The 19,209-nt window shown below is 44.2% G+C and carries 23 protein-coding genes; 6 read left to right on the top strand and 17 right to left on the bottom strand.

The genetic code is table 11. The annotated features are described in order from the left end of the window. Positions 1-85 precede the first annotated feature (85 nt). The 8 genes from KS2013_RS03790 to KS2013_RS03755 form a co-directional block, all read right to left on the bottom strand. Positions 86-544, bottom strand: coding sequence for a hypothetical protein (locus tag KS2013_RS03790; RefSeq protein WP_068989977.1), 459 nt, complete (start codon positions 542-544; stop codon positions 86-88). A 92-nt stretch (positions 545-636) separates the two neighbouring features. Next, positions 637-909 (bottom strand): hypothetical protein, encoded by a 273-nt coding sequence (locus KS2013_RS03785; RefSeq protein ID WP_068989973.1) that lies wholly within the window; start codon positions 907-909, stop codon positions 637-639. 37 nt (positions 910-946) lie between these two features. After that, positions 947-1,687 carry an HNH endonuclease gene (locus KS2013_RS03780; RefSeq protein WP_068989970.1) on the bottom strand — a complete coding sequence of 247 codons (741 nt, stop codon included), beginning with the start codon at positions 1,685-1,687 and terminating at the stop codon, positions 947-949. A gap of 98 nt (positions 1,688-1,785) precedes the next feature. Beyond that, a complete protein-coding gene (locus KS2013_RS03775; RefSeq protein WP_068989968.1) occupies positions 1,786-2,175 on the bottom strand; it encodes a hypothetical protein in 390 nt (129 codons plus the stop codon). Between the two features lie 38 nt (positions 2,176-2,213). Beyond that, a complete protein-coding gene (locus tag KS2013_RS03770) occupies positions 2,214-2,564 on the bottom strand; it encodes a barstar family protein (protein WP_068989964.1) in 351 nt (116 codons plus the stop codon). 620 nt (positions 2,565-3,184) lie between these two features. After that, on the bottom strand, positions 3,185-3,790 hold the full coding sequence (locus KS2013_RS03765) for a peroxiredoxin (protein ID WP_068989962.1): 606 nt from the start codon (positions 3,788-3,790) through the stop codon (positions 3,185-3,187). 242 nt (positions 3,791-4,032) lie between these two features. After that, complete coding sequence (locus KS2013_RS03760) at positions 4,033-4,464, bottom strand: BLUF domain-containing protein (RefSeq protein WP_068989961.1); 432 nt, start codon at positions 4,462-4,464, stop codon at positions 4,033-4,035. 105 nt (positions 4,465-4,569) lie between these two features. Further along, entirely contained in the window at positions 4,570-5,505 is a 936-nt protein-coding gene (locus KS2013_RS03755; protein WP_068989958.1) for a LysR family transcriptional regulator, read from the bottom strand. 81 nt (positions 5,506-5,586) lie between these two features. On the opposite strand from KS2013_RS03755, the gene KS2013_RS03750 reads away from it, so the two are divergent. The 3 genes from KS2013_RS03750 (at position 5,587) to bfr (ending at position 7,302) form a co-directional block, all read left to right on the top strand. Further along, a complete protein-coding gene (locus KS2013_RS03750; protein WP_068989956.1) occupies positions 5,587-6,153 on the top strand; it encodes a flavodoxin family protein in 567 nt (188 codons plus the stop codon). A gap of 200 nt (positions 6,154-6,353) precedes the next feature. Further along, a complete protein-coding gene (locus KS2013_RS03745) occupies positions 6,354-6,569 on the top strand; it encodes a (2Fe-2S)-binding protein (RefSeq protein WP_068989950.1) in 216 nt (71 codons plus the stop codon). 253 nt (positions 6,570-6,822) lie between these two features. Beyond that, positions 6,823-7,302, top strand: a complete 480-nt coding sequence (gene bfr / locus KS2013_RS03740; RefSeq protein WP_068989948.1) for a bacterioferritin — start codon at positions 6,823-6,825, stop codon at positions 7,300-7,302. A 58-nt stretch (positions 7,303-7,360) separates the two neighbouring features. Here bfr and KS2013_RS03735 read toward each other — a convergent pair whose 3' ends face one another. The 3 genes from KS2013_RS03735 to grxD all read right to left on the bottom strand — a co-directional run bounded on the left by KS2013_RS03735 (position 7,361) and on the right by grxD (position 9,246). Further along, positions 7,361-8,062: a glycerophosphodiester phosphodiesterase gene (locus tag KS2013_RS03735; RefSeq protein WP_068989946.1), complete on the bottom strand. Its 702-nt coding sequence runs from the start codon at positions 8,060-8,062 to the stop codon at positions 7,361-7,363. Next, positions 8,052-8,759 (bottom strand): NYN domain-containing protein, encoded by a 708-nt coding sequence (locus KS2013_RS03730; RefSeq protein ID WP_068989943.1) that lies wholly within the window; start codon positions 8,757-8,759, stop codon positions 8,052-8,054. The genes KS2013_RS03735 and KS2013_RS03730 overlap by 11 nt, the downstream gene beginning before the upstream one ends. 157 nt (positions 8,760-8,916) lie before the next feature. Continuing rightward, on the bottom strand, positions 8,917-9,246 hold the full coding sequence (gene grxD, locus KS2013_RS03725) for a Grx4 family monothiol glutaredoxin (RefSeq protein WP_046560841.1): 330 nt from the start codon (positions 9,244-9,246) through the stop codon (positions 8,917-8,919). 187 nt (positions 9,247-9,433) lie between these two features. On the opposite strand from grxD, the gene KS2013_RS03720 reads away from it, so the two are divergent. The 3 genes from KS2013_RS03720 to KS2013_RS03710 all read left to right on the top strand — a co-directional run bounded on the left by KS2013_RS03720 (position 9,434) and on the right by KS2013_RS03710 (position 15,079). Continuing rightward, entirely contained in the window at positions 9,434-10,501 is a 1,068-nt protein-coding gene (locus tag KS2013_RS03720; protein ID WP_068989941.1) for an ABC transporter ATP-binding protein, read from the top strand. Between the two features lie 338 nt (positions 10,502-10,839). Continuing rightward, complete coding sequence (locus KS2013_RS03715; RefSeq protein WP_068989939.1) at positions 10,840-13,710, top strand: ribonucleoside-diphosphate reductase subunit alpha; 2,871 nt, start codon at positions 10,840-10,842, stop codon at positions 13,708-13,710. 103 nt (positions 13,711-13,813) lie between these two features. After that, a complete protein-coding gene (locus KS2013_RS03710) occupies positions 13,814-15,079 on the top strand; it encodes a ribonucleotide-diphosphate reductase subunit beta (RefSeq protein WP_068989937.1) in 1,266 nt (421 codons plus the stop codon). 132 nt (positions 15,080-15,211) lie between these two features. Here KS2013_RS03710 and KS2013_RS03705 read toward each other — a convergent pair whose 3' ends face one another. The 6 genes from KS2013_RS03705 to KS2013_RS03680 all read right to left on the bottom strand — a co-directional run bounded on the left by KS2013_RS03705 (position 15,212) and on the right by KS2013_RS03680 (position 18,975). Beyond that, positions 15,212-15,652, bottom strand: a complete 441-nt coding sequence (locus KS2013_RS03705; protein WP_068989933.1) for a cytochrome c — start codon at positions 15,650-15,652, stop codon at positions 15,212-15,214. A 17-nt stretch (positions 15,653-15,669) separates the two neighbouring features. After that, complete coding sequence (locus KS2013_RS12145; protein ID WP_407656667.1) at positions 15,670-15,852, bottom strand: hypothetical protein; 183 nt, start codon at positions 15,850-15,852, stop codon at positions 15,670-15,672. A gap of 58 nt (positions 15,853-15,910) precedes the next feature. Next, positions 15,911-16,675: a PepSY domain-containing protein gene (locus tag KS2013_RS03695; RefSeq protein ID WP_068989926.1), complete on the bottom strand. Its 765-nt coding sequence runs from the start codon at positions 16,673-16,675 to the stop codon at positions 15,911-15,913. After that, positions 16,672-17,199 (bottom strand): FMN-binding protein, encoded by a 528-nt coding sequence (locus tag KS2013_RS03690; RefSeq protein WP_068989923.1) that lies wholly within the window; start codon positions 17,197-17,199, stop codon positions 16,672-16,674. Before KS2013_RS03690 ends, KS2013_RS03695 begins: the two co-directional genes overlap by 4 nt. A gap of 78 nt (positions 17,200-17,277) precedes the next feature. After that, complete coding sequence (locus tag KS2013_RS03685) at positions 17,278-18,444, bottom strand: porin (protein ID WP_068989920.1); 1,167 nt, start codon at positions 18,442-18,444, stop codon at positions 17,278-17,280. Positions 18,445-18,648: 204 nt separating this feature from the next. Further along, positions 18,649-18,975: a hypothetical protein gene (locus KS2013_RS03680; protein WP_068989918.1), complete on the bottom strand. Its 327-nt coding sequence runs from the start codon at positions 18,973-18,975 to the stop codon at positions 18,649-18,651. Positions 18,976-19,209: the final 234 nt, after the last annotated feature.

Genomic DNA, 19,209 nt, shown 5'->3' with positions numbered 1-19,209 from the left:
TTGGTGAAGTCGACGCCGGCGTTTATGCAAATTAAAATGTACTCTGACACCATTTATTGGGGTAGCTTCACGAGATATCCTACGCTCATTTTTTTCTCATTTCTTCTAACATAAGCTTCGAATAATTAGCGCTATCAATAACTGCTCTTAATGTCTGACCGGAAATCACTAAAATCAAACCACCAATTAGAACACCAAAGCCAGAAGCTAATGATAGAAGTCCCATGCTATCAAAGGTAGACAATACAACAACAACTGCAAAAACACAGGTCAGCCACCCAATTGCTGATACGACCTTTCCGATAATAATACTCGTCATATAATCTATATTTTGTTCTGTAGTGGTTGCCATTGAAGTATTTTGCTTAGACAAAGTTACAGGCTCTTTTGGGTCCGAAACAGAGCCATCACTATACTTTCTCTCTATAAATTCTTTAGCTGCTGATGTACCAATGCACTTTTTGCAATGCATGATATCCGATTCAAAACGAGCCGACCACTGGGTTACTTTTGCACCACATATTTCACAGGCCATTTCTGCCATAGTCATCCTCCATAGTAGTAATAAATAGATCTGTCACCTATATTACATTCTTAGCGAGTCCAGCACCAAAGGTGCGATGCTGACTTGCCTTGTTATGTGTGCTCATTGCTACACAACTTGTTGTAAAGCATGGGAACAAAAAAAGCGAAAATTGATGCAATGAAACCAACACCCATACCCCATGAACCAATAGGATGAAAAGCACCAAATGAAAGTAATGCAACCCAAGACAAAAGCAAAATAACTAGCAAAACACCTACTGCAATAACTCGATGTGTTTTATGCCCTGCACCATTGCGCAACCAAACAACAAGAATGATTGTGGATAGAACGCTCAATATCAGTAGAGGTATGCCTGCGCTCATAATGTCCTACTTAGCTTCATGACACATAACGCCGCGTTCACCGGCTTGTCCGGTGCAACGCCTTGCTATGCTTACCAAAGTGCAGGTCTCGGTGACAATTTGGGCACAGTGCAACTGCATTTTCCACAGTATCTTCCCCACCGTCAGCAAGTCTAGTTTTATGATGAACCTCCAAATATGGTCTATCGTCTTTTTTTCTTATAAAAGGAGCAGCACCATTGCATCTTTCACAGACACCATTTGCCCGTATAAGTACCTCTGCCACCACATAAGGATTGCGCTCATATACTTGGACGAGGACTGATTTGGTTTTAGGCACTGCACTCGATTCAGCGATTCGCTTTTGGCGCTCGTCTTTAGATGTACTTAATGCCTTCTTGACTTCAGCATCAAAAGATTCGTTTAAACTATCTAGGCAGGAAGAGCCTTTCTCAATTGCTGAGTAGGATGAATTCAAATCACGAAGCGACTTAAGCGTGACGTTATTCTTTGCTTCGTAGTACGTTATGTGCCTCCACAATGCTTCGACAGGTTTTGTCAAAGCGTTACTGCCACCCTCGCTCATGATTCGAGCTAAGTAATAACTCATGTCAGGTGCGCTTAAAGCACGCTTGAATTCTAACCCTTTAACCATCTTTGCGTACACGGTTATCATAATTTTTGCGGAATTAAGATTTATTCCATGCCCTGCGTTTAACTGGCGAGCACCTTCAGTTTGCGAAAGCTCTCCATTAAATACTTTTTTCGCTGTGGTAAAAGCCGCTTCGGTAGTATCCATCTAATTAGGGTCTCAATTGAGCATAACGCCCGCAGCACGTGCGACTTTGTAGTGAAGGCGAAGCCGCAGCGAAAAAGCCGTCGCTGTGCCTGCGATTGTTATGCATTGATATGTCCAAAGCCTGATTTTATGCCTCTACATACCAAATCAAAGACTTCGTCGTAGAACATCACCTGGTAGTGCTTGCACTCCGAAAGGTGCGCTTGATTTAGCGAGGCCAGCCACTTGGAATCCACAACCTCAAATATCGCTGCTCGACTTTCTCCAGTGGCTAGGATGCTACCATGCACCTCTTCCGAGGCCATGCTATACGCCTCAACTCCTTCTAATACCAAGTGCCTCAAATTGTCCGGGACATATTTATCGTCAGGATTGAAATACTCGAAGCCGACGAGGACAGTTCCCCTTAGTTTCCACACAACTCTTTGAAGCTCTGGACCCCTTCCGTCATGGTAGAAATCACTCTCGAGAATAGGCTTAGTGTTCATACTCGTCCTGATGCATAACGTCGCCGTGACTGGCATGGTTATGTGGGTTGCTGGGCATTGAATGACAGAGCCAAAACTGGTGGCTCGCCAACCTCGATTAGCCGCCAATTCACGAAAGCCGTACACTCGACGAGCGCCTCATAAAGGTCTCGGTGATTGGCTTTTAGCTCAGCTGCATATTCAACCTGAAGCATGACCATTTGCCCCTTAGCGCAGGTAACCGTAGTCATCCCATCCTCTGGATCAGATAGCGACGACATGCAATCTATCCAGGCATTCATATTTCTGCCATAGAACTCGGGAAAGCCGAAAACCCTGGCGAACTCCCGATGAAAAGAGTTCCAATCTTTCAGCTTCCTGCCATCTATGATCACCAAATTATGGCTCATGATTCCTTACACATAACATAAGAATACGGCGCAGCAACCGTATCCCATTGAATTTATTGGTTTTATTTTTTGAAGTTCCATTTACTTAGAAATACCCCTATAAACCGAACCTACGTGATTGACGTATCCTCGTGCGATTTCTTTTGTAATTTATTAGTTATGATGCCCTATAAGGCTTATAGTACATCACTATAAGATGAGTTCAACTTTTGTTTTGCACTTCATTTTTCTGAGGAAAGAGAACCTGATAAACAAAACTACCTATATACAAAAGCATCTGAAAAACCTGAAAGGACTAACCAAGGGCATTCCTACTAGTCGCCTAGAATCACGCGGGAATGACGGCAATATTACTTATCCAGCACAAAAAAGCCCCAAGGCTTTTCCCTAAAGGGATTTACCATAGGCACTCCTTTTAGTCGCCCAGCATCACGCGGGAATGACGAAAATACTTTTTGAACACAAAAAAGCCCCGAGGCGTTAACCCCAGGGCTTCGAATTACGCAGGAAAATTGTTCAAATTCGAGGCGGTTGATGATTTTTCAGCGGAGGCGACCTAAAAGGTCGTTGAGCATGAAAAATTATTAACCAACAAAGAAGTTGGACAATTTAACCAGTAATTATAGTTTATCAGCTTCTTCTGATAGGTATTTTGCTACACCTTCCGGAGATGCATCCATACCTTTATCACCTTGGTTCCAGCCAGCTGGGCAAACTTCGCCGTGCTCTTCGTGGAACTGAAGCGCGTCAACCATACGGATCATTTCGTCTACGTTACGACCTAGTGGAAGATCGTTGATTACCTGGTGACGTACAACGCCGTCTTTGTCGATTAGGAAGGAACCACGGAATGCAACGCCTGCTTCTGGATGCTCAACGTCGAACGCCTGGCAGATTTCGTGCTTAACATCAGCAACTAGCGTGTAGCCTACCTGGCCGATACCGCCGTCTTTGATGTCAGTGTTACGCCATGCGTTGTGTGTGAAGTGTGAGTCGATTGAAACACCAACAACTTCTACGCCACGCTTTTTGAACTCGTCTAGACGGTGGTCAAAAGCGATAAGCTCTGATGGGCATACAAATGTGAAGTCTAGCGGGTAGAAAAATACAACCGTTGGCTTCCCTTTTGTAGCTTCAGCGAAATTGTAGTCTTCAACGATCTCGCCGTTCCCTAGAACAGCTGCTGCAGTAAAATCTGGTGCCTTACGGCCTACTAATACTCCCATTATATCCTCCAAGAGTTTTGAATGTTTAATTATGTGGTGCGTATTATACGCTTTTGTGGCGTTAATTCTTAAGTCTTTTCACAAAAGATTAATTTTCCCTATAATTTTATAGAGAAAAGCTAAACCGCTTAATAATTAGGCAGTTATTGCTCGTTTATTAACGCTTCCTTCTACTCAAAATAGGGCCTGAATTCCTGATTTCAAGGCCGCCCTATCTCGAGTTACACACAATCAACAATTAGCTAGTCTGGAGTCTTTCTTAGCCAACGAACGTTGTTCAGTATATCCTGGAAAAATGCGCTTAAGGTTTCACCGCTCATGCTATAAGGATCGAAATTAGCGGTTGAAGAGTATTTTAAAAAGAGCTGTCTATTTTCATCGGAACGAGTGATTAAGCCCATAGACCATTCACTGAAGGAACGGGCGGTTACTTCTCGATAATCCAGAATGGCGGGATCTTTGTGGCGAGCATCGTTCAGAATTCTGTGATACACCCGATTAACAACCGTGCGATCGCCTTCTAGAATTTGCAGGAAGATCCCATCAGATAAACACAGAGCACCTGTGACGCCGTCAGCTTTATTATTTTCCTGAGAGCTTCTTAGAATATCTTTTATGTCGGTCGAGCCTAGCGTTCTACTAACGCGGCTAGCGTAGGTCAATTGCACAAGCATTGTCATCTCCTCTTTGTTTAACTCGTTGCTTTAAGTGATTTTTTACACGAGTACAAAGACTTTAAAGAATCAAAGATGAAGACGGTGTGAAGACTTTAGACTCAGTTATGAGGTTATCAGCTCTTTCGTGCGACGGACACTTTCTCTCATCAGCCTTCTAAACCAGCGATGAAGGGCTGTCTGATGCTGACGTTCGTGCCAGTAAAGGTAGATATCCAGCAGAGGCAACTCAAGCGGTAACTCTTTAATGACCAGGCCATAACGTTCGGCATCTTTTTCGGCGACGAGTCTTGGCATGGCGAAAATTAGATCGGTGCGGCTACAGATATCCAGCGCCAGATGGAAGGTGGGGACAAACAAATCAATATTACGGGTAAGTCCTTCTTTTACCAGTAGCTTATCGATGATGCCCTGTCCTTTACCGGTCACCGTGACCAGCCCATGTCGTTGTTTGGTGTAGGTATTGAGGCTGATATTTTTAGAGGAAGCCAGCGGATGGCTCTGTGCCATGACCATAACGAAGTCATGGCGTACCAGATGAAAATTGTGATATTTTGTGCTTTCCAGCGACTTGTTTTCATCACTGATCAAAAAGTCGATCTCCCCTTCTTCCAGCAAACTGACGGCGTCAGGACGGTAGCCGATCGAGCGCATGGCAACCGATGGCGCGGCTTTCTGTAAGTCCTGCCATAAGTTAGGTAAAAAGAGGCCTACCTCTGAATCCATCGACATGATGGTAATTTCGCCTTTGGCCTGCTCGGGGATAAACTCTTCGGGCTGCATGATCGACATAAAGTCTGCCAGCCAGCGTCTTAGTTTGGGCTGAATATCCTGGGCTCGCTCGGTCAGCTGGTAACCGCTGCCGACCCGGATAAGCAGAGAATCCTTGAACATATCACGCAAACGCTGCAGGGCGCGACTGACTGCAGGCTGACTCATATTCAGTCTTACCGCCGCATTGGAGATGTGCTTCTCTTCCAGAATAACTTCCAATATCAACAGTAAATTCAGATCCGCGTTTCTAAAATTCTCTACTTGCATAATGACTATACGATCAATTCATTTCATGCATAACTATAAACGGATTAAATTATCAACATCAAGATATTTCGGAGAAACAATATGAGTAACAACACAATCGCCGTGGTTTATCACAGTGGTTTTGGCCACACTAAAGTTCTTGCAGAGGAAGTGGCCAATGGTGCTAAAGAAGCTTCTGAAGATGTTCGTCTGATTTCAGTCGATGACGTCGACGATCACTGGGACGACCTGGCAGAAGCTAAAGCCATCATTTTCGGCAGCCCAACTTATATGGGTAGCGTCAGTGCTGACTTTAAAGGCTTTATGGATAAATCATCCAAGGTCTGGTCCGAACACGGCTGGAAAGACAAACTAGCTGCCGGTTTTACTAACTCTGCCTCCTACAGTGGTGACAAGCTGAATACCCTGGTTCAGATGTCAATCTTCGCTGCTCAGCACGGTATGGCCTGGGTTGGTCTTGGTCTGATGCCGGGCAACAATACCAGCGAGGGCTCGCCTGAGGATTTAAACCGTATTGGTAGTTATCTTGGTGCGATGGCGCAGAGTAACGCCGATCAGAGTTCGGATATCGTTCCTCCGCAGTCGGATAAAGATACGGCGAAAGTATTGGGCAAACGCGTTGCCGAATTTGCCGCCAGAATTAACTAATACCTCTTATGTAGTTTTTATATACCTCTTCAACAAAACTCTCTCCCCCACTTTCAGGCCGCTTCTAGCGGCCTTTTTTTGCGCAAAATCAATAGAATACAATCATTCCCAAATAACAATACAAATATTATTGACAATCATTCTCATTTGTAGGAAAATTTCAACCATTGAAGATGCTGCTACCAGTGAGTATTTAAATTATGTACGTTTGTTTGTGTAAAGCCGTTACCGATAAAGAGATTAAGCAAGCCGCTTGTGAAGGCGCCTGTTCAATGCGCTGCCTTAATAAGATGGGCGTGGCGACTCAATGTGGTAAATGTGCCAGAGATGCAAAACAGATTCTTCGCTCAACACGTGCAGAAATTGATATGCAGCTTAACGCTGATTCGGGCCGCATTGCTATTCAAGCCGCTTAACTCATACTCTCTCCTGCTAATAAGCGGCTTTTTAGCGCTCTTTCCTATTAAACACTTCCCTATTCCTCAGCAATAAGAATTCTATTCCCGTCTGGTTTACCCGTATCAGAATATCTCTCAAATAAGAATTGATAACAATTGATAACGTTTCTAATTTTCATTGCATTTCAATAACTTAACGCCTATTTAGCTTGATCGAGTAGCCTCCTGTGCCTACAATGATCTAATAACTAACACATAATTGGAGTTTGGCATGAAAGGCGACGCAAAAGTTATTGAGATATTGAATAAAGTACTGGGCAATGAGCTGGTGGCTATCAACCAATATTTCCTGCATGCCAGAATGTATAAAGATTGGGGGCTGAAAGAGCTGGCCGACCACGAATACGAAGAATCCATCGATGAGATGAAACACGCCGACTGGCTGATTGAACGCATTCTTTTCCTGGAAGGTTTGCCTAACCTTCAGGATCTAGGTCGCTTACGTATCGGCGAAGATACGAAGGAAATGCTAGAGTGTGACCTGGCGTTGGAAATGGACGCGATTCCTGATCTTCGTGATGGCATCAAGTACTGTGAAGATGTCAGAGACTACGTCAGTCGCGATCTTCTACAGGACATTCTTGAAAGCGAAGAAGAGCATGTCGACTGGCTTGAGACTGAACTGGGTCTGATTGAGAAAATCGGCATCCAGAACTATCTGGCTGAAAAAATGAAGGAAGATGGAAATTAGAATTAATAGTTTTACTTCCTGATTGGATACTATAAAGGCGCTTAATCGGCGCCTTTTTTTATTCCGTGCAATATTTTTTTACCCTGTCCGGGTAGTCCGTAAAGACTCCATCCACACCCCACTCCCTGGCTTGTCTGATTTTATCCAAATCATTGACCGTGTGAACATAGACTTTCATTCCCATAGAATGCGCTTCCTCGACCAAGTCCCGACTGAGCAAAGAGAAGCTCGGATGAAAACTATAGGCATTAATTTCATCGGCAAAGTCTAAAGCTACAACGGGCTGATCATCGGCTATTACGCCAAGCTGAATCTCAGTATCCAGCTGCTGCACCAGGTACAGCTCTGAAAAGTGATAAGACGAAATAATGAACTGCTCTTTCTTGAATCTGTCCTTGTCCAGTAATTCCACCAGATCCATCACCAGACTGGCGGTGTCTAATCCTTTAAGCTCTATATTAATAAAGGCCTGATTGCCGATCAGCTCCACCACTTCGCTCAAGAAAGGAATTTTTTCGCCCTTTCCCGCATCCAGACGGCGCAGCTCCTCAACGGAGTGCTCGATCAGTTTGCCTTTACCGTTGGTGGTACGGTCTAAGGTATCATCGTGAAAGATAAACAGTCGGCCATCAATATTCTGTACATCAAACTCAACGCCATCGACTCCAATTTCCAGAGCCCGCTGTATCGATCGCAGAGTATTTTCAGGCTCTAAGCCCAGAGCCCCGCGATGGCCAATTACTTTAAACTCAGCCGTCATTACCCTTTTTATCCTTCACTAAAATTTGGTTGCCGGACTTTTTAGTTTGGAATAAATCAATAACTTTAATTAAGTCGCTGAGTTTTTTATAGCCGTAGTTTCTGATATCAATCGATGACTTATTGGTAATAAACGAGCCAATCGGGCCGAGTGAAGCCCAACCATTGTCATCGGAGTTGAGATCGATAGCATCTCTTATCAGCGAGATAAGCTTGGTATCCTGCTTTAACTGACCTGGCGAAGCTTTTTGGATTTCTTCCTTGTTCAACTTTGAATCCAACACCAGAAATCGACTACATGAATTCTTGAAAACATCTTTGGTTTTACTTTCCCCGTAGCCAAACACCAGCTTACCTTCGTTAATCAGTCGCATCGACAACGGAGTAAAATCAGAGTCGGATGTTACCAGGCAAAAGGTATCGACTTCTTTAGTATATAAGACATCCATGACGTCGATGGCCATCGCCATATCGGTAGCATTTTTGCCTTTGGTCAAATCAAACTGCTGGATAGGCTGGATAGCATGCTCGGGTAGAATATCGACCCATCCTTTCAACCCATCTTTGGTCCAGTTGCCGTAGGCTTTCCGGATAACCACTCGGCCATGGCTGGCCAGATCGGATAATATCAGGTCGATATATTTACTGGATACATTATCGGTATCAATAAACAGTGCAATATGTTTTTCTTGTTCCATGACTGATGACTCCGTTGGGGTATATCAAGACAATACTGAGCTTTCTTCTTCATTTCAATTAAAGCTATATCATCCTTCCGTCTTTTTCTTCTCTCAAGACAGAAAATGGCATAAAAAAAGCCGCAGTACGCGGCTTCTTTTGATTCGGGTAACGGTGTTACTCAGGCTTCTTACCATAAGACTCGTCAAGAACCTGCTGTAGCTCGCCCTGCTGGAACATTTCCAGAATGATGTCACAACCACCGATTAACTCGCCATCAACCCATAACTGTGGGAAAGTTGGCCAGTTGGCATACTTTGGTAGCTCTGCACGGATGTCCGGGTTTTGCAAAATATCAACGTATGCAAACTCGTGACCACACTCCATCAAAGCCTGAACTGCCTGGGCAGAAAAACCGCACATTGGAAGTTTTGGTGAGCCCTTCATATACATGACAACTTTGTTGTCGGCGATTTGCTGTTTAATCTGCTCAATCGTTTCGCTCATGAGATCCTCAACTAATATATATTAACGCTGTCTTTTAAGTGGCGGCGATTATAACGCTTTTCAAGTCCTTTTATCACCCTTTGTCCGAATAATTAGGAGAAATCTTGATCTAAATGCTGGGCATATGTCTCAATGATGGTTACAATGCGATGCTAAATGAGAATGACTACCAATTCAGTTTTAGCGCATGAATGATAATCACCCCCTATTACATCTCAACCAGGTCGAGTGTCGATATGGTGATCAGGTTATCGTTAAAGATATTAATTTCTCGCTAAAACAAGGCGATAGCGCCTGCCTTCTGGGCGCAAGCGGTTGCGGAAAGACAACTCTACTTAGAGCCATCGCCGGTTTAGAGCCAGTTTACGACGGTTCAATCAGTATCCATGGTCAAATCTGCTCAACTTCTACTCAAATGACTCCGCCCGAACAGCGTAATTTAGGTCTCGTTTTTCAGGATCATGCTCTATTCCCGCACCTGAGTATCTATGACAATATCGCTTTCGGATTACGCAAACTCAGACGCAAAGCGAAAAAAGCTCGCGTTGAGGAGTGTCTGGAGCTGGTGGGGCTTGAAGGTATGGGCGATCGCTACCCGCACCAGCTATCGGGTGGACAGCAGCAGCGAGTGGCGCTGGCACGGACCATCGCGCCGAAGCCAAAGCTTATTTTATTGGATGAACCCTTCTCCAGCCTGGATACTCACCTGCGCCGCTCTCTGGCGAGAGAGCTAAAGGAAGTACTGGCTAACCAGAATATTGCGCATCTGCTAGTGACTCACGATCAGCAGGAAGCGTTTGCCATGGCTGATTATATTGGCGTAATGCACGAAGGTCAGTTACTGCAATGGGACAGTCCATATAATCTGTATCACAAACCACAGGACGCTCAGATAGCGGCGTTCATCGGAGAAGGCTATTTTATCGCCGGCAAGATCTGCCGCCAGAACGATAAGGTCTCTACCACGCTGGGCGACTTTAAGATTGCCAACGGTTATCACTTCGAGCCGGAGCAGGATGTTTTGGTCCTGATGCGGCCCGATGATCTGAAGCCAAATCCGGATTCTGAGCTACGAGGAAAGGTCAGTCACAAGGTGTTTAAAGGTGCAATTATCGAATACGAGCTGATTTTACCCAACAATGAGCGCCTCAAGGCCATTTTCCCCAGTCACCATGACTATCCAATATCACAAGATATAGGGTTCGATCTCGACATTCAGCACCTTATCGTCTACCCTAATGCGGTTCCATTGTAAAACTTTTCGACAAAAAAAAATAATTTAAAACACTTGATCTAGCGCTACACCAGACACTGCAAGGGCTGTAAAGTTACCCCCCTTTTTCACACAAGTTATCCACAAGAAATTACACGAGATATACCCTTGCTTCTAATGCAAAAACGGACTATCTTGTGTGCATAGGCTTTTGAACACCTATATATAGTGAATTAACTAGTTGTCCTAACTTGTTGATTTACTGCAAAAGCGCATTGATATTGTATAAAAAGCAATCAAAAAATAATGGTATTAATCTAACCGCTCAATCGACTGGATGGAGAGTGGTTAAAAAGCATCAAGAGGTCTGTGGAGGCAAGATGGAAACCGAAGTCAGCAAATCACAAAAAGCAGCTGCACCAACCCCTACTCAACATTCGGACGCAAGCCCTGAAATCCAAGCCAATAAACCCGGTGAATTACGTGTAATTCGTCGTAATGGCAAGGTGACTCCTTATGATGACAGCAAAATCGAAGTGGCAATGACAAAAGCTTTTCTTGCTGTTGAAGGTGGCAACGCGGCAGCGTCTTCAAGGGTACATGAGACGGTACGTCAGCTGACTAAGCAAATCACGGAAGCATTTGAACGTCGTATGCCAGGCGGTGGCACAATCCATATTGAAGATATTCAAGACCAGGTTGAACTGGCCTTGATGCGCAACAGTGAACAGAAAGTTGCTCGCTCATACGTTCTATATCGCGAAGAGCGTGCACGAGAGCGTGCTGAGCGTGACAGCGATAAGCTTGATGCTATCGTAGGCGATAATGCTGTAACGGTCACTGGCGCTGACGGCAAAGAAAAGCCTCTTGATGTCCAGCGTTTACATACTGTTGTGGTAGAAGCGTGTAAGAATTTAAGCGATGTCGATGCCGAGCAGATCATCAAAGAAACCATGCGTAACTTATACGATGGCGTTGCTCTGAGCGACGTATATCAGGCGCTGGTCATGACCGCTCGCACCATGATTGAAGTAGAGCCAAACTACTCTTATGTGACGGCACGTGTCTTGCTAGACAATATTCGTACCGAAGCATTGCGTGAACTGGGCGTAGCCAGACGTGCGACGCACGGTGAAATGTCAGCTATTTACCCACAGGCATTCAAAGCTTACCTTGAAGTGGGCGTTGAGCATGAATTATTAAGCCCTGAGCTTCTATCATTCGACCTTGAAAAGCTGGGTAATGCTTTACAGCCGGATCGTGACTTACTGTTTACCTACTTAGGTATTCAGACACTTTACGATCGCTACTTCATCCACAAAGACGAAGTTCGCATTGAACTGCCACAGGTATTCTGGATGCGTGTCTCAATGGGCCTCGCGGTTAACGAAGAGAACCGTGAAGAGCGTGCGATTGAGTTCTACAACATTCTATCAACGTTCCACTACATGAGTTCGACGCCTACCCTGTTTAACTCTGGTACGCTTCGTCCTCAGCTATCAAGCTGTTACCTGACTAACGTTCCAGATGACCTTGATGGTATCTATGGCGCGATTAAAGATAACGCCCTACTGTCAAAGTTCGCTGGTGGTTTAGGCAACGACTGGACGCCGGTACGTGGTCTTGGTGCATACATCAAGGGTACCAACGGTAAATCACAGGGTGTTGTACCATTCCTGAAAGTGGCCAACGACACTGCAGTCGCTGTAAACCAGGGTGGTAAGCGTAAAGGTGCGGTATGTGCATACCTGGAAACATGGCACATCGATATCGAAGAGTTCCTTGAGCTGCGTAAGAACACTGGTGATGACCGTCGTCGTACTCACGACATGAACTCGGCTAACTGGGTTCCTGACTTGTTCTTAAAGCGTGTCAGCACCGATGGCGAGTGGACTCTATTCAGCCCTAACGAAGTACCGGATCTGCACGATCTATACGGCAAAGAATTTGAAGATCGCTATGAGTACTACGAAGAAATGGCGAAATACGGCAAGATGAAAACTGCCAAGACCATTCAGGCGAAAGACTTATGGCGTAAGATGCTGTCCATGCTGTTCGAAACAGGCCACCCATGGATCACCTTTAAAGATCCTTGTAACCTGCGTTCACCACAGCAGCATGCTGGCGTAGTACACAGCTCAAACCTATGTACTGAGATTACGCTAAACACCAAAGCTGGTGAAGAAATCGCAGTATGTAACCTGGGTTCAGTCAACTTGCCTAAACATATGGTTGACGGTGAGCTGGATAAAGAACAGCTGGAAAAGACAGTAACTACAGCGGTTCGTATGCTGGACAATGTTATTGATATCAACTTCTACCCTGTTGAGACAGCGCGTCAATCGAACATGCGTCACCGCCCTGTCGGTCTGGGCATGATGGGCTTCCAGGATGCTCTATACATCCAGAATATCCCATACACCTCAGAAGGTGCGGTTGAGTTTGCTGATAATGCGATGGAAGCAATTTCATACTATGCCATTAAAGCATCGACTGACCTTGCTGAAGAGCGCGGCTCTTACGAGACCTTCGCTGGTTCATTATGGTCGCAGGGTATCTTACCGATTGACTCGATTCAGAAGCTTATTGACGAGCGTGGTGAAGAGTTTATCGAAGTTGATACCAGCAGCACGATGGATTGGGACACACTACGTGAGCGCGTACAGAAAGTCGGTATGCGTAACTCAAACGTAATGGCGATTGCTCCTACGGCAACCATTTCAAATATTACAGGTGTCTCACAGTCAATCGAACCGACGTATCAAAACCTATACGTGAAGTCGAACCTGTCAGGCGAATTCACCGTTGTTAACCCTTACATGGTACGCGAACTTAAAAAGCGTGGCCTTTGGGATAACGTTATGGTTAATGACCTCAAATACTACGAAGGCAGCCTGAAGCCAATCGAACGTATTCCTGGAGAGCTGAAAGAGTTATTTGCGAATGCATTTGAAGTTGAGCCAAAGTGGTTAGTTGAGTCTGCCAGCCGTCGCCAGAAATGGATTGACCAGGCACAGTCTCTTAACCTTTACATGAGTGAGCCATCCGGTAAGAAGCTGGACATGGTATATCGCATGGCCTGGTTCCGCGGTCTGAAAACCACTTACTACTTACGCTCAATGGGCGCGACAAGTACTGAGAAATCAACCATCAGTGATGGCAAGCTAAACGCCGTGTCTGCATCCCCTGTCGGGTCTGCTGCACCACAGGCATGCTCAATCGACGATCCTGATTGTGAGGCTTGTCAGTAAATACCAATGGGAGCTTAACCGCTCCCATTTTTGCAGAACAAAACTGCAAACAAAGAGAGTGACACAAATAAGCAACACAGCAAAAGCATTAACGAGGTAAATTATGTTCAACTGGGATGACTACGACAAAGAAGAGAAAGTGGAGCAGAAAAAAGCTCCGAAAACTCCACCAAAGCAGCCTGAGGTAGCAGCGGAAGCTCCACAGCCAAAACAACCTGAAGCTGCAGTTGAGCCAAAGCCAACGACAGAAGAGTATGTCGAGCCAGAAGCACTAGATAATGTTGCTAAGGCACAGGCTTCTCTGGAAAATCTAGATGTTGCACCAGGACTGGAAGAGCTGGAAATGGGTGCGGCTCGTATCGAAGTTGATGACAAGAAAATGATCAACTGTCGTGCAGACTTGAACCAGTTAGTTCCTTTCAAGTACGACTGGGCTTGGCAAAAATATCTTGATGGCTGTTCAAACCACTGGATGCCACAAGAAATTAACATGACTAAAGATGTCGCCACCTGGAAAGATCCTAACGGCCTAACTGACGACGAGCGTAAAATCGTCATGCGTTCTTTAGGCTACTTCTCAACGGCTGACTCGCTGGTTGCAAACAACCTGGTACTAGCAATCTACAGGTTGATCACTAACCCAGAGTGTCGTCAGTACATCCTGCGTCAGGCCTTCGAAGAAGCGATTCACACGCATGCTTATCAGTACTGCGTTGAATCTCTTGGTATGGATGAAGCCGAAGTATTTAACATGTATCGCGAAGTTCCAAGCATCGCTAAAAAAGCCGCCTGGAGTATTAAGCATACTCAGGGTATTTCAAACCCTGCTTTCACAACAGGTACTCCAGAGTCGGATCAGGAATTACTGCGTAACCTGATCGGCTTCTACTGCGTGACGGAAGGTATCTTCTTCTACTGTGGCTTTACTCAGATTCTATCCATGGGTCGTCGCAACAAGATGACGGGTGTTGCTGAGCAGTTCCAGTACATCCTTCGTGATGAATCGATGCACCTGAACTTCGGTGTAGATATCATCAACCAGATCAAAATGGAAAACCCTCACCTGTGGACAGAAGAGTTCCAGCAGGAAGTTATCCAAATGATTCTGGAAGGTACACAGCTTGAAATCGAATACGCACGTGACACTATGCCACGCGGCGTACTGGGCATGAACGCCAACATGATGGAAGAATACTTACAGTTCATCTGTAACCGTCGTCTGGCTCAGCTTGGCCTACCAGCACAGTTCAAGAACGTATCGAATCCATTCCCATGGATGAGTGAAATCATGGACTTGAAGAAAGAGAAAAACTTCTTCGAAACTCGCGTGATTGAGTATCAAACAGGTGGCGCCCTATCCTGGGACTAACCATCTGCTGTTTTGGGGGAACGGAGAGGTAGTTACATTAGCCTCTCGTCCAAAAGCCTGGCAAGAAATTGTCAGGCTTTTTTTGTTACGAAAAAGTAGAAGGTTTTACTGATGTAAATTAGCTTTATACTTCTACTCTTTCTTGAAGCTATAAAAGCGACTTTGGATCCTAGGTTTAAAACGACTATGACAGTCTAAACAACCCTGCATTACTTCAGAATAAACCTTAATCACCGCATCTGAATTTCCTTTTTTTGCCTGCTCTGAAAGCTCAACAGATTTGTCGTGAACAATTTGGTCAAAGGATTTAAACTGCGCCATATCATCACCCAGGTACTGTAGAATTTTCCTCTTTTCAATGAGTGGTGCCTGTTCATGGTTGGCGATACTGTCCGCATGCTGCTGTACCCTTTCCCAGTCTTCCAGCACAATAGCGTTAGCAATAGCTGACATATCTTTAGAGAGCTTCAGCATAATCTGCTTAAGCACTAATCCATTCTTCTTATTATTCTCTGCTGCTGTCGCCGACAAGCCAAAACTTAAGCACAATACCAATAAAGTTGTTTTTATCATCGTCTATCTCTCCAGAATTAATTTGACGCTTCCATTACGTTTTTATTTTTCCACTCAAATAATAATGTATATAAAGGTGGTATCACTAAAATCACCAATACGGTAGAAGTAAGCAGGCCAAACACTACCGAAATTACAAGTGGCTTAATGGCGATAGCCTGGGTGCTGGTCTCCGCTAACAGAGGTAGAAGGCCCATAATGGTGGTTACACTAAGTCAACCGAATGAAGTTGAATGGCTTCTTCGACTACCTGACACTTTATTTCTTATTTTTTCGACGATACCAGGTGATAAAGCCGCTAATAACTAACCAGATAATGATTAGAGCAGTTAAGTCGTTGGTGATTTTCCCGCTTAAGCCAATGACCGCGCCACTGTGGAGATCCTGTACAAACCGTAAGTGGGTAATTTGTCTGTGACGATACCCATTGCTCAGGGTGTCCTTTAAAGCAGGGGTGGGTTCTGTTGCTGCTTGGCGTTTTAATGTCGGAGCAGAATTGGTTTGCTCCCAACTGAAGAAATCTGAATTAAACTGATATCCCTTGCCGCTGGTTGTTTCAACCGTGAGCTGATCATTTATAAAACCGGCAGATGAAATGGTGTTCCCTAATTCCTCAGCAAAAGATATATCTTCTATTAATGCTAAGTCTTTAGTTAACCAAAACGCATGGGATGATGTTATGAGTAAACTTTCCTGCTCCAGCGTCTTAAACAGTAGGATCGGATCAGCCTGCTCTTTCCAGAAAGTCTCATTTAAATAAATTTGATCGCCTATCTGGCAAACCCGTTTTTGTTTCGACTGGAGACAATTTACGGATTCGGGAGACTCTATACCGTACCAATCCATCAACCAATCTGAAGTAATATAGGACTGATGAAGCTTTAATGCTTCATAATGATTCAGAAGGAGCCCGGTAACCGCAAGGTTTAGTAAAAATATAGATGCAGCAACTCCAAAACGACGATGCCACTTTCGGTAGTGACCCTTTCGGTTATTGTTTGAAGAATGCTTTTTTTTCTTCATTGAACTAATTCATCCAGCATTAATGCAACGCGTGCAATTTTTTTCATTGCATCAACCGACATGGTCGCTCCAGTGATACCATCGATATGTTTATCGAGTTTATATTCATCCGTGAGCTTAATCTGTTCAAACTGGTCGGTAAAAGCCTGCATGTGAATTTCACCGCCCCTGCTCTCCCTAAACTCCAGAACTTTAATCAAATTGATACGTTGTGATTTGACACTAACGCCAAAACTAATAGGACGTTCTTTCCCTATTTCGTCCAGAAACCACACGGTTTGATCATCATACTTCCAATATCGTAAACGAAGTTTTGGATACGAGTGCTCTAAAATTTTTGTGATCTTTGCCTGCACTTTATCATCGAGCCAAAGCGTCTTCATCGTCGGCTCATTCCCATTTTCAATGGAGGCAAAAGCCTGTTGAATAAACTGCTCTTTTGTCAGATATTTTTTAGCAATAGCCGGTATTGTTATTACTCCTAATAACAATAAGAAAGCTAATTGTATTTTTATCTTACTCATCAAGTATCACTTCTTTAAACGAACAAAGGCAGGCTTAAAATAAAGCCTGCCCCTATTTACAGCTTAAAAAGCAGGCTTTTAAAACTGGTAACCAACGCCTAGGTTAAATCCATCTCCGTCCTGAGCACCATCACGGCGTTCAAGATCAAATTTGAATACAACGTCCTGGTGTGGCCAGTAGTTGAAACCAACGTTTGTCTGTTCCATTGTTGTATCAACTGAGTTTCCTGCTACGTTATCCCACTCGCTGTAACGAGCGAAAACGCCGAACTCATCGTTGAAACGGTAGCTTGGCTCTACAAAGAAGCCGTCTTGCTTATCTTGGCCAGTCAATTCTGCTTCTTCGCTATCGATATCCCAACCTGCGTAAAGTGCGCGGATACCGAAACCATCAACGTTATAAATCGCATGCGCAGTGTATAAGTTTGCATCTGCGTTTAGAGCGCCTTGCGTCAAATCAGTCTGGTGTTGAACCGATGCTGCAAGCTCTAGACCAGGAATTGCAGTGTACTTGATGCGCGCAGTGTACGCAAAGCTGTCTGCGTTTGCTTTAGCCACTTTTTGGCGACCGCTACGGATACTAAAGTCAGCTGTACCAGTGTCTTCATCCCAAACATTCAAGCCCGAATGAATGGCAAAATCAGCCGTGATGCCCGGAGCCAGTTCAGATGTTACGCCAGCACCACCTTCCCACCAAGTTGTTGGGATGATGTTCTTTTCTACTGGGTTTCTTTCTACACCATAGAATGTTGGTGGTTCGTGAGTTTCGTTGAGAATACCTACTGGCACAAGGAACAAACCAGATTTAACCGACGTTGCATCAGTTACGTCAATTTCAACGTATGCCTGCTCAAGCTCAACTTCACCTGGAGCGCCATCACCAGCCAATGAATGCTCAAGTTCTAATTCAGAGAAGAAACGGACATCATCATTGAACTCATAACCCATAAAAGTCACGAAACGGTGGAAGTCAATCGACTCACTGTCTTCAATATTATTGTAGTGTAGTTCACCGTAACCACCGAAAGATAACTTTGAACTATTAGCATTGCTCATCGACTTTTCTGCGGCTTCGATAGAAGCTTCAGCTTTATTGTCAGTTTCTTCTACTGACTTCTTTAAGTTTTCTATTTCTTTTTGCTGAGACTCAATCAAATCCAATAATTCTTGGTTTGTTGGTTCAGCGGCAAAAGTAGTACCACAAGCCATTAGTGCCGCAGACACAAGTGCTAATTTGAATTTCATAATATTCCCCTAGAAATGCTTTAGTAAAAATGCTGGCGCACTATAACAAATCTACATACAAATGCAAATCATTCTTATTTATATTAAGAAATTAATTAGAACTCCGTTTAACTCAATAGATTTTTTTATACTAAGCCCAATTTAGATATTACTTTTTGGACAAAAAGTCTTTAGATGAGGCCTTATCGGCCGGGAGGAATAACTCTATTCGCTGTTACTTTTACGTGCGTGACGTATTTTAAAATGGACAAGTGTTAAAGCTCTATATGGGGATTTCCCTTTTGCAATAAACAAATCCAGTAGCTTTACAGCCTGCCCCTTCATAGGGGGAAGGTATGCTAAACATTCATCTCTTGTAAGATTTGCTGGGGATAGTACCCTGTCGAATTCGCGAGATTGAAAGTTATAGAGACGAGCACTTTGCTGTTCTTGAGGAAGGGTTATAGTTACGTTGACATCCAGGCTTTGTGACTGGACAGTAAAACTAAAGCTTAGGAATAGGATAATAGTGACAACCACTTTCAATAGCATATTACCCCCCTAGTTCTTAGTGATAAATCAGGGAATAGCTTTTTAATAATATCTGGGGGTACTAGCGACTGGCGTAATAAGAACTTGAAAGGAATTATGAAAGCGTAAGAACAAAAAGAATTTCTGCCTTGAGTGTTTGGCACCTTCAAAGCAATAAACCCGTTTAGTTTCCGCGTCAATTCCATTGACTGAGTAATTATATTTATCATAGTTTGTATATGCATTTTGTATGCA

Origin of the sequence: Kangiella sediminilitoris (genome assembly GCF_001708405.1) — a bacterium.
Classification (GTDB): Bacteria; Pseudomonadota; Gammaproteobacteria; order Enterobacterales; family Kangiellaceae; genus Kangiella; species Kangiella sediminilitoris.
The sequence above is the reverse complement of the archived record's forward strand: the minus strand, read 5'-3'. Positions and strand labels throughout refer to the sequence as shown.